The organism is Pseudomonas sp. S8, from assembly GCF_050473925.1.
Lineage (GTDB): Bacteria > Pseudomonadota > Gammaproteobacteria > Pseudomonadales > Pseudomonadaceae > Aquipseudomonas > Aquipseudomonas parakoreensis.
Genome location: NZ_JBFDVZ010000016.1, coordinates 3,454,048 through 3,470,499, shown reverse-complemented (window position 1 = coordinate 3,470,499; position 16,452 = coordinate 3,454,048). Strand labels below are relative to the sequence as shown.

The 16,452-nt window shown below is 53.9% G+C and carries 13 protein-coding genes, 1 other RNA gene and 1 pseudogene; 2 read left to right on the top strand and 13 right to left on the bottom strand.

The window, feature by feature from the left end:
* Positions 1–194 precede the first annotated feature (194 nt).
* Entirely contained in the window at positions 195–782 is a 588-nt protein-coding gene (locus AB1J88_RS16885; protein ID WP_430291505.1) for a hypothetical protein, read from the top strand.
* Between the two features lie 379 nt (positions 783–1,161).
* Positions 1,162–2,043 carry a hypothetical protein gene (locus AB1J88_RS16880; RefSeq protein ID WP_430291504.1) on the top strand — a complete coding sequence of 294 codons (882 nt, stop codon included), beginning with the start codon at positions 1,162–1,164 and terminating at the stop codon, positions 2,041–2,043.
* Positions 2,044–2,262: 219 nt separating this feature from the next.
* Here the strand turns inward: AB1J88_RS16880 and AB1J88_RS16875 are convergent.
* The 13 genes and pseudogenes from AB1J88_RS16875 to AB1J88_RS16815 form a co-directional block, all read right to left on the bottom strand.
* Positions 2,263–2,364 (bottom strand): annotated as a pseudogene (locus AB1J88_RS16875) (integrase); the annotation flags it as partial.
* 136 nt (positions 2,365–2,500) lie between these two features.
* The gene (locus AB1J88_RS16870) at positions 2,501–3,514 is read right to left on the bottom strand and encodes a hypothetical protein (protein WP_430291503.1); all 1,014 of its coding nucleotides are present in this window, start codon (positions 3,512–3,514) and stop codon (positions 2,501–2,503) included.
* 510 nt (positions 3,515–4,024) lie between these two features.
* The gene (locus AB1J88_RS16865) at positions 4,025–5,113 is read right to left on the bottom strand and encodes a hypothetical protein (protein WP_430291502.1); all 1,089 of its coding nucleotides are present in this window, start codon (positions 5,111–5,113) and stop codon (positions 4,025–4,027) included.
* Between the two features lie 293 nt (positions 5,114–5,406).
* Positions 5,407–5,652 (bottom strand): hypothetical protein, encoded by a 246-nt coding sequence (locus tag AB1J88_RS16860; RefSeq protein ID WP_430291501.1) that lies wholly within the window; start codon positions 5,650–5,652, stop codon positions 5,407–5,409.
* Positions 5,653–6,189: 537 nt separating this feature from the next.
* Positions 6,190–6,522 (bottom strand): hypothetical protein, encoded by a 333-nt coding sequence (locus AB1J88_RS16855; RefSeq protein ID WP_430291500.1) that lies wholly within the window; start codon positions 6,520–6,522, stop codon positions 6,190–6,192.
* Positions 6,506–7,897 (bottom strand): YfjI family protein, encoded by a 1,392-nt coding sequence (locus AB1J88_RS16850; protein WP_430291499.1) that lies wholly within the window; start codon positions 7,895–7,897, stop codon positions 6,506–6,508. The genes AB1J88_RS16855 and AB1J88_RS16850 overlap by 17 nt, the downstream gene beginning before the upstream one ends.
* A gap of 413 nt (positions 7,898–8,310) precedes the next feature.
* Positions 8,311–9,567: an integrase domain-containing protein gene (locus AB1J88_RS16845; protein WP_145597244.1), complete on the bottom strand. Its 1,257-nt coding sequence runs from the start codon at positions 9,565–9,567 to the stop codon at positions 8,311–8,313.
* Between the two features lie 183 nt (positions 9,568–9,750).
* Positions 9,751–10,140, bottom strand: a transfer-messenger RNA (tmRNA) gene (gene ssrA, locus AB1J88_RS16840).
* Positions 10,141–10,237: 97 nt separating this feature from the next.
* Positions 10,238–10,516 carry a hypothetical protein gene (locus AB1J88_RS16835; RefSeq protein ID WP_007961392.1) on the bottom strand — a complete coding sequence of 93 codons (279 nt, stop codon included), beginning with the start codon at positions 10,514–10,516 and terminating at the stop codon, positions 10,238–10,240.
* 129 nt (positions 10,517–10,645) lie between these two features.
* Positions 10,646–13,456: an FAD-binding and (Fe-S)-binding domain-containing protein gene (locus tag AB1J88_RS16830; RefSeq protein ID WP_430291498.1), complete on the bottom strand. Its 2,811-nt coding sequence runs from the start codon at positions 13,454–13,456 to the stop codon at positions 10,646–10,648.
* Positions 13,453–14,124 (bottom strand): LutC/YkgG family protein, encoded by a 672-nt coding sequence (locus AB1J88_RS16825; RefSeq protein ID WP_430291496.1) that lies wholly within the window; start codon positions 14,122–14,124, stop codon positions 13,453–13,455. The genes AB1J88_RS16830 and AB1J88_RS16825 overlap by 4 nt, the downstream gene beginning before the upstream one ends.
* Positions 14,124–15,578 (bottom strand): LutB/LldF family L-lactate oxidation iron-sulfur protein, encoded by a 1,455-nt coding sequence (locus AB1J88_RS16820; protein WP_135294931.1) that lies wholly within the window; start codon positions 15,576–15,578, stop codon positions 14,124–14,126. The genes AB1J88_RS16825 and AB1J88_RS16820 overlap by 1 nt, the downstream gene beginning before the upstream one ends.
* Entirely contained in the window at positions 15,575–16,399 is an 825-nt protein-coding gene (locus tag AB1J88_RS16815) for a (Fe-S)-binding protein (protein WP_430291495.1), read from the bottom strand. Before AB1J88_RS16815 ends, AB1J88_RS16820 begins: the two co-directional genes overlap by 4 nt.
* Positions 16,400–16,452 lie beyond the last annotated feature (53 nt).

Genomic DNA, 16,452 nt, shown 5'->3' with positions numbered 1-16,452 from the left:
TTAGTAAGGTCAGGTGCGATAGATTGGATTTGATCCAGTGCGGCTGTGAGATCGTGAGGGATAGACCATCTACGTCAGCGCCAATTGAGCTAACCTTACGATCGACTGAGAACACAATACCCGCACCACCACCCATCATTTCCTGGGCTCCGGTCGCGGCCTCCACAGGTGTAGGTCAACATAGGGATGTCATCGTGACTATCGCAGCCACCCCGGCAAAGCTTCATTGGAATTATTTCGTGGCTTTGGAACGAGACATGGAGCTGCTCTCACGCTATGTCGAGTTCTGCGAAGAGAATTTTTCAGTTTACTCAGTAGAGCTTGCCCATCTTCTTTTTGCAGCTGCTTCCGAAGTCGACGTTGTGTGCAAGCTGATCTGCGAGCAGGTGTCCCCTGGTGCACGAAGAGAAAATATCAACGACTACAAAGCCGTTCTCTTGCAGGCCTTACCAGAACTTCCCTACACCGAAGTTTCCGTGCCTCGATACGGGCTGTCATATTGCCCCTGGCTTAATTGGGCGGGCGATCGAAACCCAGACTGGTGGCGCAGTTACAACAACGTGAAGCATGAACGAGACGCGCATTTTAACCAAGCAACGCTCAAAAACGCGCTAAATGCCCTTGGTGCTCTGCTTGTGCTTACCGTCCACTATTACTCTCGAAAGTTGGCTCTAGAGCCTGGACAGGTATTGAGACCAGAGGACACTACGCGGGAACTGATGCCTGAGTCGACGCTGCTTCGTCTTCATGAAGACAGCTACTTTTCACATCTTATTGTCTGAGCTCTCAAGCGCAGAGTGGTTCGCATTGGCCACCCCTGTCCGGTCCAGATCCCTTACGAGCTTGGGCCGTCATTACGCTTTCGGGGCTAGATGAGCCTAAGTCCCCTCAGTCTTTACGGGTCTGAGGATAGCAAGTAAGTTGGACCTGTTTGTCGTCAATAGGGGGTTTGAAGCTCTCATGACGAACACGACGGAACTGAAGTATAATTGCTGGGACGTTGTCAGCCTTACATAAATCTTTCATGCGTGGAATTCGAAGTTCAGGGGCTAGATATCTATGTTCACCCTGACAAATTTATGAGTTCGGCACGACGATTTTCCTGAGCGCATTTATTTGCGCCGATTACACACTAACGAAATTCCTAATATGATAAATGTTATGCCGTTCTCTAGTCATAAAAAATTATCTCACTCTATATATTTCTGGGTTGCCATGTTAATCCCAGTGCTGTTGGCAACTTTGGTGGCCGCCACAATTTTTCATTCGTCACCTGAGGTGGGATTTTGCTTTTCTGCTGATTGCTGGACTAACTTTTTTCAGCTTTACAAAATACCTATCACCATAGCTGGAGCATCTATTCCTGCTGCAGCTATTGTCGCCACACTCCACCGCTCCCACGAGACAGCGATCCAAATATCCATGTCTTTCCAACAGTATCAAGAAGCTGTAAGCAACAATAGATTTGGGAACTTCCTTAAACATCGCGAAGGCTTTATAAAACACATGGAAGGGGTGGTTGTTGGGCTTGAGCACAAAGGTGTAAAGTGCAATGTCGATTCGGGGGCACTTTATCATGCTGTTTTTCCAAAAAATGGCTTTGAGGATTTTGAGTGGGCATCAGACATAAATCAAACCATCTGGGTGGACTCACAAGCATTACTTTCCAAGTTGTCCGAAATTTTCTCCCAAAGAAATGAGCCTCCCGCGGGAGAAGCTGTTCTCGCCGGAGTAAAAATTTTGAATGATCTTCAACGTACATTTAGCTTCAGACATTCAGATCCTGTGCGCTACCAATTATCAGTAAAAGAGGGGGTTTATCACCTGTATAACTTCCCGAAAGTGGCTGAGGGAATTGACCATGATAGATGTGTGGCCGTTGCAGTAGTTTCTTTTTTGGAGTTTATTCGTAAAACAGCATCATTTTGCTTTGTTGATCTAGATATTTCTAAATTTGAAAAGTCTTTGAATTTGCCAAATATTGTTGAATTTATTGCAGAGTCTGAGATTGAAATTGAGGATTATGAGGATGATGAAAATTAACTATTAATCGTCAATACGCTCAGTGGTGCAGGGTAGGTAAATTAAGATTCTGGACCAAATAATAGCTCATGACATGTATGCTTTTCGGAGTCTAGCGCTGTCCGTCATACTGTTTGTAACGCCTCACTCAGTGGCTGCTTTTGACCGATTTCCGCTGGGGGTCATCGGCAGCTAAGGGTCGGATAGCGACGGGCTGGCGTAGACCGTCGCAGTGGATGGTCAGACTTCTGTCTGCTCTGCCATTTCCAGGGCATCATCGACCTCGATACCCAAGTACTTGACGGTGCTTTCAAGCGTCGTATGTCCCAGCAAGAGTTGAACTGTTGTTCCAAGGCTGATGGCGATATGTAGAAATTGAGTTCATGGCTTGTCCTCCAGGTCGAGGGAGGACAAGGGTGATTCAGTCACGGTGCGTCGTGGTCGCTATTCGACCCAAATCGGCCTTTCGCGAGTGCACTTAAACTTCGGTCCTTAGCCGCTTAAGGTAGTCCAACTTTGATTCGAGAAGTATTTTTTGAATTTTTGCTTCAAGATGACGATATCCGTTTCCCGTAATCATCCCTACACGTTGGAAGTGAAGAGCAATCTCTTTCTCGATATATTCACCGAACGCTTTTTCTGAGTCAGTGATTGTCACCCATAATTTTTCCATAGCGGCTTCATCGAGGCTCCATTCAACTTCCCACTTTGCTACTAACTCCTGCCACATATTGCCTATCGTGGAATATAGCGCCCCAGAATTTTGCAAGGCCTGAACCGAACTTCCAAATGCTCCGCGCGAAGCGCCAGGGCGAAGTTTTTGCTCGATAATCTCATACGTTGCTCTTGCGAAGGTCATTGCGCTTTCAAACCAGCGAAGCAGTTGGTCTGCACTGACCAATCGAAAATTCGCTTCATGAGCGGCTATATGGCGGGCGGCGAATATGTCTTGGATATCACCAATTAGCTGGTTGACATCGCTAACAATTATCTCGCCATACTCTATTGGGTATTTGTCTGGATCATCCATGATCGCCTCTTCAGGCGGTTCCACGAACTCCCGCACCGCAGATAAGCTTTCTTTAAAGTCTCGGTAGCCAGTATCACTATCAAATAGAGTATCGAAATGCTTGATTATTTGATCCGCACTACTGATGCTAACATTATGACTAACTAGGTCACCAAAAGTTATTTCCTTGCGACTTAGCGCCTTAGTAAGCTCAAAGTCAAATGTTAAGTCTTTAAATTTCTTAGCTCTTTCCAAATAGGGGCTATTTTCTTCATCGATAAGAATTTTCAAGCATGCCCTGGAAAAAGCTTCAAGACAGGAAGCGATAGCCACGACATGAAGCGAAATTTGATAAGGTTCAGGAGAATTGAGCGACGAGAAGCCGCTGTCCAGTGTGGCAAGCTCACTCATACCAGCATATTCCCAGTGATCAGCCCGCGATTTTTTTTCAGCGATAAAATTCAACTGGTTTCTCTTGGACATGGCTCCCTCAAATTCTGTCAGGCCAGTTAAAAAGCGGCATCAGGCGGGTTCGATAGATTGGATTCCTCTCCTTATCGATACCTGAAGAATGGCGTTGACCATCCAGGTCAAAGCACTGTTGATTTTTATCACAAACCCCGCTTTTCAAACACTCTCGGCCAAAAGCATCTTAGTCTGACTGCCCGCTTTTGGCCGATTGCTGCATCCCGTGACGGGTGGCTATGGGTCGATTGATGCCGGTGATGACAGGTAGAGAGCGGCCAAAAGCTGCCAGTAGTGACCGGCTGGCAGAACAATGGGGTTCCTGCCCAGCAAGCAATCAGTCACGTCCATTTCCATATTGCGGGCACTTTTAAGAACGTTGGAACTGAGTTCGGAGAAGTCGAAGAAAAATCAGTTGAGGAAACTGGTGAGATTGCGAAGAGGCTCCTAAGAGGCCTGTAGACGCCAGCGCCAACCTGTTTTCGGTATGGCTAGCATCACCATGGGCAATTCTGGGTCAGAAACCGACTAATAGAGTGTGATCATCCTGAGAAGATGATCATCAGGCTTATACTCTAGAGCAACATTCATGCGGGCGATGCGGCCTGAGGCGGATCGTGGAACCTCAATTACTACGTTGAATATTTTCACATTATGATCTTTCAAGTAGCGAAGATTATATATATAGCTTGCTTCAATTTTGGACCGTATTAGATTCGCCAGTTGTACTTTATCAAGTTCAACAAGATCGCCTTTTATCAGTTTCCCTGCTTTTATTAAATACTCATATTTTGCGTCTTCTATTTGAATATTCATGTCTGCTAACGGAGATACCACACCCGAAATTGCATTGAGTGAGAAGTGCGTATCTGTCTCAAATCCTGGCCAAGTCGGCCGTTCGATTTTATAGCTAAGGAAGTGGCTGAAGTCGTGCGATTGAATGCTCCGTATTTGAAATCCAAGATCCTCAAATGGATAGAATGTGATATTAATATTTTCATCGTTCGGCCGATCATCCTCATGAGGGAGAATGATCAGGTTCTCTCGTTTTATGCATACATTTACTAAAATAGTAGAAAGGTAGGCCTTTGCTGAGGAAGCGTAAGTGGTCGGAATGAATCCCAGATACGCTGAAAATGATTTTAACCCTTCATGGATTCTCTCCAAAGACGCATCGGTGACATTCGTTAAATACACGCAAAAAAGAAGGTTGCTGTGTTTATATTCGAACGATTTTGTAAGGATCAAGTTCTCACGGAGTAGATTGAATACAAGTTCTTGTTTTTCGTTGCTCGCGACGAGGTCTCCAGCGAGAATGCTCTGTGTGCTTCTAGGATCCAGAAAAGGTAAAATCGCCTGCATTGCCTCGCGACCATAACTGCTAGATTCTATTGCCGTTGAATCGAAAACAAGTCCAATTTCGTTATGCTCTAAAGATGGAACTAGCGCTGTTTTTAGGTTTGCATAGTCCACGCCGCTCTTCTTAAGATCACGAACGGTATTTTTAAACATAGATTGAATTTCGGTCATCATTCTCGACTGAGAAATTTCAAAAGCATCGCTAGTTACTTCGAGGAAAACATTTCCTCTTGCATTTAGGGTGAAAATCGTATCCATTTTAAAAGTCCGTGAGACCAAATTTTATGCGCAGGCATATGCTCAAGCAACGATGACTAGACATTATCATTCCTTACTCCATGGCAGGGTAGGATAGCCAAACCTTACTGGAAATAGCCTCCTCACAAACGTCCGCTGTTGGCCGATAGCTGCCCTTAGCCGCGCGTGCACCTGACTGGGCATAGCGGCCTAGTAGACACTACTTGGGCAATCCAGTGACTGGTACCTGAGCAAATAAAAAACCACCTGTCCTAGAACAGGTGGCTCCCGGTGTTGCTGGAAGACAGAGTTTGTCAGTGGATAAACGCGATCCCAGCGAAGAGAATCGCCACCACGAGGGAGAGCATCACGCCGATATTTACAATGAGACTCACCTCAAACCGAGATAGCTCTGCCCGAAATTGTGCTATGTCGGGATCGGATTTAACTGCAGAAGATAAATGCCTATCAGTATCCAAGGCTTGGATAACTGCTTCGATTTGCTGCTCAGGCACGTTGATCGCCTTCAGGGCTTTATACATTGCCAGTCGAATTTTCATTAAGGCCTCCAAAATAAAAAAGGCCTGCCCCAAGACGGGGAGGCCCGTCCTGGGTGGGGGGAATATCATGCTTCCTTCGACATCAAGTCGACTGTTCGCGCTTCCGGAAGCGATGCGTCATTGGAAGGATCCTGCGGGGAACCGCAGCGCCGTCTCGAAGATCCTGGCGGCTAGTGTGAGCTTGTAAATTGCATTCACTGACATTTGCCGTCAATCCGAAAACCGACTACCGAGCGTTTCCGAATGTTGGGCCAAGGGTCGTTTACGGTCAGACACTTTCATCTTCAGATTTGAGTGTGGCGGGCAAGCCTTTGATCAATCATCAGTAGTCGCTCATGTGGTTGCAGCCGTGCATCGATTCTGTCGCCAGACCCCAACAGCAGTATCTCGTGGATGTTGTCTATCTGAGGACGGTGGGTCTCATGCCTGGTTCACCGTAGAGATGTGAACGTCGGAGACCAGATCTTCTAGTGTTGGTGGACTGCAGTTGGAGATAGCCAACGTCATGGTTCTCACGCTGACCGATCCACACCATTGTCATCCATTTTCATTCGTTTGGAGGAAGAGGAGCATGGCTTTCCAGTAGCCGCTGATTTGGTCCAGCTGATGCCAGTGCCTCGGTCGGATGTGCAGAGTATTTTCATGGTGGTGCAACACCACCCCGTCATTACGCATTTGCTGGATCAGCAGTTTGATGTCGACAGGGTCTGAGCTGGATGTGGCGACAGCGGCGACAGTGGCGACAATCTGCGGGATGTCACGGTTGGCATCTGGCGACAGCTTGGCGACGGACGTGGCGACACACTGCAGGACAGGGGGCGTCTGATTTTTCGACTGAAAGCGGCGTACTGCGTCATTCAGACGGAACACGACATACCTCGAAAGTCTTGGCGTCTTGGCTCTTCACACAGTTCGCTGTGAGTAGCTCAACGAGGAGCGTGGAGGTGTGATTACAGCTCTTGCGCGCAAAGCGAGGGCCGTTGCGATTGATGTCTCGGATGGTAAAGCGGGTCCAGCCTTTCTGGTTCAGCCAGCGTAATAAGCGATCCGCCTCCTCACGCAGGGTGTTAACCGGCTCTTGCTCAGTCAAGCGTTGGATCTCGGCCAGGTAATAGTCCATCAGTGTTGAAGCGCGCTGAATATGTTCTTCGTTCAGGACACTGGCTTCCTCGATTGCCGCCAGAACCCCCGCGATGCGCAGTACATTGGCAGCAGCTTTACTTGCGACGGATTGAACGCAGGCCAGTTCGCCGAACTCGCCAGACTGGCACTCTATGGTGTCGTGAATATCAATCCAGACCCTGCGGGCGCTGTCCGTTAACTCCAATGTCTTGAGCTTGAGTGATCCGTCCTTGTTGGTCGCTAACGGTTTTTTCAGCAGATCAGAGATATGCCTTTGGTAGCGTTGGACTTTGGCGTCTTGCGTCAGATCCACCGCCTTGTACAGGCGCTGACCGATCAACCGCTCAGGCCAACTGATCAGGAATCTGCCGAGCACACCTTGCCCATTGATCATCGGATCTTTGAGGAACTGGTTGGCCAGGTAAGGCTGCAGCATCAGGTGCATGCTGAGACGACGATCATAGGCTCGCAGGCTTTCCCCGGGCATGGACCGTGTTCGGTCAATCGGGCTGCCATCCCAGATTCTTGAAAGCGTGGTGATTGCTTTGAGCTGGTTCTCTTTGCTCATGGTGCTGCCACCGAGGAATTGACCGCCTTCGTCATTGAACAGGCCCATGCTTGGCAGCCCATAACACAGGTTTTTTATAAGTGCTTCGATGGTGGGGTCGGTGGAGATCAGCCTGGGCTGGACGGGTTCGGACAGTTCACAGCTTTCACGCTTTTCCTGTCGATGGGTTTTGGCCGTAAGACGGATGGCTGATTGGTAAGCGTTGAGCTTTTCCGTATACACAGACCACTGCTCTCGCTCCCAGTTACGCGCTGCGAAGAGAGCGTGATGATCCACTGCACTTTTACGGTCACCTGATGATGCGACCGTCAGCAGATACAGAGACAGCGGATAGGTGCGGCCATCGAGTTGTACGTTGACGTGACCTTGAGTCACCAGAGCTGCGGTGGCCAGCACCGATTGTGCGGCCATGGCACTCGGTGCGCCGATGACCTCTGCCATCCGTTCTACAGCGTCCCCCAGGAGTTCACCCAGCGCTTCGACCGGGTAGGTCAAAGGTTGGGGCCGATAATCCAGCAGCGGGCGCGGTGGATCGCACTTTTCGCACAATTGCATCGACAACGTTCTCCTTATGGGGGGCAGATTTACCTCGCTCCTTGGGAAGAAGCACGACGATGTGTCGTAGTCTCAGGCTCTTGAACTTACTCAGGATCGCCGCTAACTGCGCCTCGTGAGGCGTTGGTTTACCCCGCGTTCGACTAGCGATCAAGCGGGTCATTGGGGAATGCAACTGACGTAGAAGACCTTGGATCTCGGCGGCTCTAGATAGATTTTTTACCGTTTGTAAGATCGCCAAGCGAGCCACTGCAAACGTTGCAGCGAAGCCTTCCCGACCGCAGCGGCTTTGGCTGAATAAGCATGATCGAAACCTGTGGTGGCGACGGCCCCCAGTTTGTCGCCTCGCCCGTGGCCAGAGACGACGAGGGTTGTCGCCGCTGTCGCCGCCGTCGCCATCAGGTTGTTTTTGCTTAACGAATCGAGACGACTTTCTGGCTTCTGTTCTCATGGATTGCTGCTATTGAAAAGTCACCTGTGGCCGCCTTTTGAATGTGCTCGCTCCACCAGGCCATCATTGGGCGTCGACGCTCAATGTAGTCCGCGCGGTTGTAAGCGCTTCTAACCTCATCTTTGTCGACATGAGCCAAGGCAACCTCAATCAGTTCGGCATCCCATGCATGCTCGTTCAGAATGGTGCTCGCCATGGAGCGCATTCCGTGGCTTACGAGTCGCCCCTCAAACCCCATCCGTTTCAACGCCATGTTGGCGGTCTGGCTGTTGCAATGGGTGCGAGGATTACGGTCGGCGGGAAACACGTACTCCCGGTGTCCGCTGTAGGGCTTGATGGCTTCCAGGAGCGCCAAGGCTTGCTCAGTGAGCGGGATGATGTGTGTGCGCCGTTTCTTCATGCGCTCTGCTGGAATCGTCCAGATCTTCTTCTTGAAGTCGATGTCAGTCCATCGAGTGGTCGCAGCTTCTGCTGGCCGAGTCATCGTGTGGAGCTGCCATTCGATGAGGCACCGGGTGGTTCTTTTGATGCTGGCGTTGGCAATCGTCACCATGAGTTCATTCAGCTCATCGGGGGGCAATGCCGCCATGTTTTTCTTCTTTGGTTTTTTGAAGACCGATCGAATTCCGCTCAAGGGGTTGGCGTGAATGAGTCCGTAGTTCACCCCGTAAGTCATGATTTCGTTAAGGCGTTGGGTCAGGCGCTTGACCGTTTCCAAGCTGCCTTTGGTTTCAAGTGGCCGAAGCAACTTGATGACCTGAGGCGCGCTGATTTCAGAAATTGGGGTCGCGTGTAGATCCGGGAAGATGTGCAACGTGAGCGACCGCCAGATGTCTTCAGCGTAGGCGGTTGTCACCGAATCTTTCTTCAGTTCAAACCAGGCTGTCGCGACGTTTTGAAAGGTGTGCTCTGTCGCAGCTTTTTTCGCTTGGCGATCTGCATCGCGCTGCTCTTTCGGGTCCAGTCCTTGGGCAACCAGCTCCCTGGCTTCAACCGTGCGTTTTCGCGCATGAGCCAGGCTGAGTTCTGGGAACGTCCCCAGTCCCATGTTGATCCGTTTCTTGGTCACGGGGTGGATGTAGTTGAAATTCCAAAGCCTCGAACCGTTGGTTCGGACTCGTAACTGAAGGCCGTCGCCGTCGGTCAATGTGTAGTCTTTATCCTTGGGCTTGGCGGCTTTGATTTTCAGGTCTGAAAGGCGTGTGGCTCGGGCTCCCATGGGTACTCCAACGCTGTTTGTGTATTCCAAAATTTACCAGTCACGGGCTTGGAATACGCCTTGGAATACATTTCAAAATGGATCTGCCTGAAGCGCTGTGGAGCTCAATGGCCCTGAAACCCCCGTATTTACTGGGTTTCAGGCACAAAAAAAGACGTCCGTGGACGTCTTTAGATGATGAAATGGTGGAGCCGGGGGGATTTGAACCCCCGTCCGCCAGTGCTCCGCTGTCGGTACTACATGCTTAGCCGTGTCTATTAAGTTAACCCTCAGCGACCCGACGGGCAGGGTGCTTTGGGCGAGTTGTGTAAGTTTTAGCCGCTTCGTCCACAACGTACTGCACGGCGATTCTGTTCTATATGACAATCATTTCGGGTTTACAGACATCCCCTGATGATTGCTGGGCCCGAAGGCACCAGGAGTGCATGTCAGCTGCAATTAAGCAGCGAGAGCAGCACCGTATTGGTCGTCATTGGCAACTATAAGAAGTTGCAACAGTGGATTTACGACTTCTGTTACCAAGTCGGCATGCACCTAAAGTTTCGTCACCGGCGTCGAATCCTAATCGGCCCCGAACTCATTGCCTCGTACATCAGGTGAGGCAACAAGCCTGCGCAGTGTACGCCAAACGGCCGGCAAGGCCAACCCGAAGGTTGGCCGAGGCCTTGAATCAGTTGTTGGTGCCGGTGGATTTACGCAGTTCTATGATGGTTTGCGAGGTTTCCGCTACGCAGTCATCAATCTTGCCCTGGGCTTTCAGCGCCTGTGCCTTGCTCACACTGGCCTCAGCACGCTGACTGAGTTCCGGGTTCGCTGACAGCTGCCCCTTGGCATTGTTGATGGTCTGGATGTTGGCATCGCACAGGTCGGCAGGTTTGTCGGCGGCGAACGAGGTGGAGGCCATCATCGAGGCAGTAACGAACAGACCTAACAGTACAGAACGTTTCATGTGTATCTCCTTGAACTGAGGGATCCAGACTGCGCTGGCCGTCAGGACGGGCAACCGATGGGAGGAAAAGCCCCGTTTTCCGGGGCCTGTTCTGTGGACTACGGTCGCACGCAAGGGTTCTATTTTTCTTCAGCAGGCCTTGCCCCGGGTCACCCGATCCACCAGATAGACCAGTCCGTGATAGTCGATGCCGCCGTGTTGCGTCAGGCCGATCTCACAGGTGCGGCTGGTGGAAATCCCCTCGCTGCAATGTTGCACCGCGTCCTTGAGGGTGCGCAGCGAATGACTGTTAAGCTCCGGCGTGGTGAAGCCCTTGTCACCGGCGAACCCGCAGCAGTGAATGCCTTCGGGGATGACCACGGTCTTGCTGCATTTGCGCGCCAGATCGATCAGCGCCTGGCTCTCGCCCAGATGCTGGGTGCTGCAGGTCACGTGAACCGCAATCGGTGCGTCCTGCGGTGTGAACTCCAGTCGATCGAGAAGGTGCGTACGGATAAAGCGCACCGGGTCGTACAGATCCAGGCGAACATTTCCCACGTCCTGCACCAGGCGCAAGGTGCACGGGCTGGTGTCGCAATAGATCGGATCGAGTCCGCCACGACTGGCATGGAGGAGGGCGCTGATCAGTTCTTGGCGTTTGTGTTCGGCCTGCTCGGCGTAGCCCTTGGAGGCAAACGGCTGACCGCAGCAGAGATTGTCCTGATTGTCCGGGATCACCACTTGGTAACCGGCTTTTTCCAGCAAGCCGCGGGTTTTGTCGTACAGCGACATTTGCTCCTTGTCGCCGGCTGCCGGGCCCATCACCCGCGATACGCACGCCGCCAGATACACCACCCGCGGGCGCTCATCCGACACACTCGGGTTGAAGCGAATGGCTTTTTCCGGTTGCGGCATCGCGTTGGTCCACAGCGGCACCTGGCCTTTGGACAGACGCGTCAGGCTCGCCGACAGCTTCGCCAGACGCGGTGCGCCAAGCAGCATCCGTGCGCCGTTGGCCACATGCAGGGTGAAACGTGCGCCTTGCAGAGTCTTGGCGAAATTTCCTTCGATCCAGTCAGCGGTTTTCTGATGCGTCGCGTGGCGGCCACGAAGCTTTTTCACCAGCTCGCCGGTATTGATGCCCACAGGGCAACGCTGAGCGCACAAGCCAGTCGCGGCGCAGGTTTCAATGCCTTGGTACTCGTAGGCTTGTTCCAGCTCGGTGGTGTCAACGCCGGCGCGCTTCTTCGCCTGAATGTCACGCCAGATCACGATGCGCTGGCGCGGGCTGAGGGTAAGGCCTTTCGACGGGCAGACCGGTTCGCAGAAGCCGCACTCGATGCATTTATCAACAATCTCGTCAGCCGCCGGCAGCGGCTTGAGGTGTTTGAGGTGGATCTGCGGATCTTCGCTGAGCACCACGTCCGGGTTGAGGATGCCGTTGGGGTCGAGCAGGCGTTTGAGCTGCCACATCAACTGATAGGCATCGCTGCCCCATTCCAGCTCAACGAACGGCGCCATATTGCGCCCGGTGCCGTGTTCAGCCTTCAGCGAACCGCCGAACTCCACCGCCACCAGTTGCGCGACGTCGTCCATGAACGCTTGATAGCGTGCGACTTCTTCCGGACTGTTGAAGCCTTGGGTGAAGACGAAGTGCAGATTTCCCTCCAGCGCGTGTCCGAAAAGGATCGCTTCGTCGTAGGCATGTTTGTCGAACAGCTCGATCAGGCGGTTGACGCCGATCGCCAGTTGCTCGACCGGGAAGGTTACGTCTTCGATGATCACCGTGGTGCCGGTTTTACGCACGGCACCGACGGCGGGGAAGGTGTCCTTGCGGATCGCCCAGAGTTTGGCGTTCTCGGCCGGATCTTCAGTGAAATCGACCTGTTTTTCCACCGGGAAACGGGTCAGCGAAGCCATGATCTGCGCCAGTTGTTCCTGCAGCAAAGAGGAAGAGGCGGCGCGGGATTCGATCAGCAGGGCGCAGGCATTGTTCGACAGGTGTTGTACGAAATCCGGCATGCCCGGTTTGTCTTGCACCGAGCGCAGGCTGCGTCGGTCCAGCAGTTCCACCGCTGACACCGGTTGGCTTTTCAGCACGGTGACCGCGTTGCAGCAGGTTTCCACATCCGGGAACACAATCAGTGCCGAGGCCTTGTTCGGGTGGTCGATCACCGTGTCGTAGGTCACCGCACTGATGAAGCCGAGCGTGCCTTCGGAGCCGACCAGCAGGTGGCTCAAGATATCCACAGGCTCGTCGAAATCCATCAAGGCGTTGAGTGACAGGCCGGTGGTATTTTTCAGACGGTATTTGTGGCGGATTTTCGCCGCCAGTTCGGCATTGGCGCGGGTCTCGCGGCCCAACGTCGCCAAGCGCTCCAGCAGATCGCCATGGCTTTCGCGAAACGCGGCGACACTGGCTGCGTCTTCGGTGTCGAGACGGCTGCCGTCGGCCAGTACCAGACGAATTCCGGCGAGTGTGTGATAGGTATTTTGCGCGGTGCCGCAGCACATGCCGCTGGCGTTGTTGGCGACGATGCCGCCGATTTTACAGGCGTTGATCGATGCCGGATCCGGGCCGATCTTGCGCCCGAACGGGGCCAGCCACGCGTTGGCCTGCGCGCCAATCACGCCCGGCTGCAGGCGGATTTGCAGGCCCTGATCGCGAATCTCACGAGCGTTCCAGTTATCCCCCAGCACAATCAGCACCGAATCGCTGATCGCCTGCCCGGACAAACTGGTGCCGGCGGCGCGGAAGGTCACCGGGACTTGATCGCGCTGGGCCAGTTTCAGCAGCGCTACCACTTCATCTTCGGACTCGACGCGGATCACCAGTTTGGGAACCAGCCGATAAAAACTGGCGTCGGTGCCGAAGGCCAAGGTCGACAGCGGATCGTCAAAACGGCGCTCCGCTGGAATCAGTTGCTGCACATCACGCAGGAAATTCACCGGAAGCGTCATTGGTCCTCCAGGATCAGTACCACCAGGTCTTTCGGACCGTGAGCGCCGTAGGCCAGCACTTGCTCGATGTCGGCGGTTTTCGACGGGCCGGATACCAGCAGCGCGTTGGTCGGCATGCCTTGGGCCCACTCGAACTCCTGTTGCACCTGATAGAAGTTGTCGCGGATTTCGCTGGCCTTGAGCAGGGCGAAATGCACCGGCGGCACCAGGCTCATCAATCGCGGCTCTTCACGAGTGGGCCAGAGGATCAGGCTGCCGGTGGCGGCGATGGCGCCGAGGGTGCCGGTCAGGCTGGCCGGGGTGTCGTTGAACAGCTCGGCTTTCCACTCCTCCATCGGCCGGTCGTAGGATTTCAGTGTCGGCAGATCAGGATTGTTCGCCCAGTATTGTGAGATGCGCTGCCCGTGAGGCGTAGTCGGTGCGATCAGCAGGCTCGGTAGCTGCCGGTCACGCAGCAATTGCGCGAGCAGCGCAGGCCAGTCTGCGCCGGTAGTCAGATGGATTTCGGTGTGCACCGCCTCCATCAGTTTGCGCAGTTGCGGAATGCGTCGCTCGGCGCTGTAGGTGTAAGGCTGGGTCACCAGATCGACGTCGAAGTCGTCGGCAATCGGTGTGGTGCCGGTCAGACTTTTCCGTAGCTTGGCGAGGATATTTTGCTTGGCGCTCATCAGCGGTCTCCCTGTTTGCCCAGATGCTCGCGGGCCATGTCGTGCAGTGAGCGGGCGGCGGGTTTTGGTGCGCTGTGGTTTTGTGTCCACGGGCCGACATTGCTCGGCGTTAACGCACGCAGGCGCGTGGCGAAGAAACCGAACAACCGATACAACGTCGGCGAGCTGTTGAGTTTCGCCCAGGCGTTCCAGATGAAACGTTCCTTGCGCGAATACTTGCTGCCCTGACCGCGCATCACTTGATGCGGACTGTCCGGGGCTTTGACGTTTTCTTCGCGCAATCGCCGCAGCAGGGCAGGGATCGGAATTTTCACCGGGCACACTTCACCGCAGGCACCGCACAACGACGAAGCGCTCGGGTGATCCGGGACTTTCGCCAGACCGACCATGTGCGGGGTGATGATTTTGCCGATCGGTCCCGGGTACACCTCGCCGTAGGTGTGACCACCGACGCGGGTGTAGACCGGGCAATGGTTCATGCACGCGCCACAGCGGATGCAGTTCAGGGTCTGGCGCAGTTCGCTGTCGGCGAAGGCCTGGCTGCGACCGTTGTCGAGCAGCACCAGATGCACTTCCTGCGGGCCGTCGAGTTCATGTTCCTTGCGCGGGCCGGAGATCATGTTGACGTAAGTGGTGATCGGAATGCCCAGTGCCGAGCGGGTCAGCAGCGACAACAGCGGCACCACGTCGCGCAGGTTTTCCACGACCTTTTCGATGCCGGTGACGGCGATGTGCACCGGCGGCACGGTGGTGGTCATGCGTCCGTTGCCTTCGTTTTCCACCAGCAGCAGGGTGCCGGTTTCGGCCACGGCGAAGTTGACACCGGAAACGCCGATGTCCGCTTCGAAGAATTTCTGCCGCAGGACTCTGCGACCGATCTGAATGAGTTGGTCAACGTCCTTGGTGTACTCCACGCCAAGTTTGTCGTGGAACAAGGACGCGACCTGACCGGCATTCTTATGGATCGCCGGCATAATGATGTGTGAAGGCTTCTCGTGGTCGAGCTGGACGATGTATTCCCCCATGTCGGACTCCAGGCATTCAACACCTTGAGCCTCGAGGAAATGGTTCATCTCCATCTCTTCGCTGACCATCGATTTGCCCTTGATCACTTGCCGCGCCTCGTGAGCGCGGATGATCGAAAGGACGATGCCATTGGCCTCGTCCACCGTTTCCGCCCAGTGCACTGTCACACCGTTGCGGGTCAGGTTCTGTTCCAGTTGCTCGAGCAGGTCGGGCAACTTGGAGAGCGCACGCGCCCTGATCGAGTTGCCCAGGGCGCGCAAGTGTTCTCTTTCGTGGGCATCGCTGAACGCCGCTGCCCGCTTGGTCATCAGTGAATCCATCGCAGTGCGGAAGTTGTTCCGTAGCTGCTGATCACCCAAGGCGTTGTGTGCTCGGGTGCGGAAATCTTCTTCTACGGCAACCGTAGGAATAATCGTCGAGGTGCTCATTGGGCACCTCCGGTTCGTTGCCACAGAAAGCTGGCGAGATGTTGCCCGCGCAGCGCTTCTTTTTGTTTCTCCAATGCGCCGTTGATGTTCATCAAACAGCCGCAGTCGGCGCTCAACACTTTGTGCGCGCCGGAATCCTTCAACGCCCGGGTCTTGTCCGCCACCATCGCGCCGGAAATGTCTGGCATACGGACGCTGAATGTCCCACCGAAGCCACAGCATTCGCTTTCGTGATCGTGGTTGACCCGTTCCACGTTGCTCAACTGCGCCAACAGCTCGCGGCCGTGCAGGTGGGTGTTCATTTCGCGACGTGCCGAACACGAAGTGTGCAGCGCCACTTTGACCGGTTCGCCGCTGTCCTTGAGCTGCACCTTGCAGACAAACAGCAGAAACTCAGCCAGTTCATAAGTGCGGGCCGCGAGGGCCTGCACCTGTTTCAACGTTTGCGGCTCGTCCTTGAACAAGTCCGCGTAATGCTCGCGCAGCATGCCTGCGCAGGAACCCGACGGCACCACCACCGGATAATCCCCGGCAAACAACGCCAGTTGCGCGCGCGCGACCGTCCGCGCCTGCTCGGTGTAACCCGAGGTATAGGCCGGTTGCCCGCAGCAGCTCTGCCCTTGCGGGTACTCCACACGGATGCCTTCACGCTCCAGCAAGTGGATCGCATCCATCCCGGCTTCGGGGTAGAACAGGTCGACCACGCACGTGCCGAACAGATAGACCCGCGACGGTTTCTCGCTGGGGTACTGCCGAGGTTCGGGCAGTGGCGGTGCGACGCGGGTGGCGTTGGGCACAGCGTTGTAATAAAGCTCGCTCATCAGGCGTGTCTCCGGGTGGGCCCGGTTATCCGTCTGTTGAGACTGCTGAATAT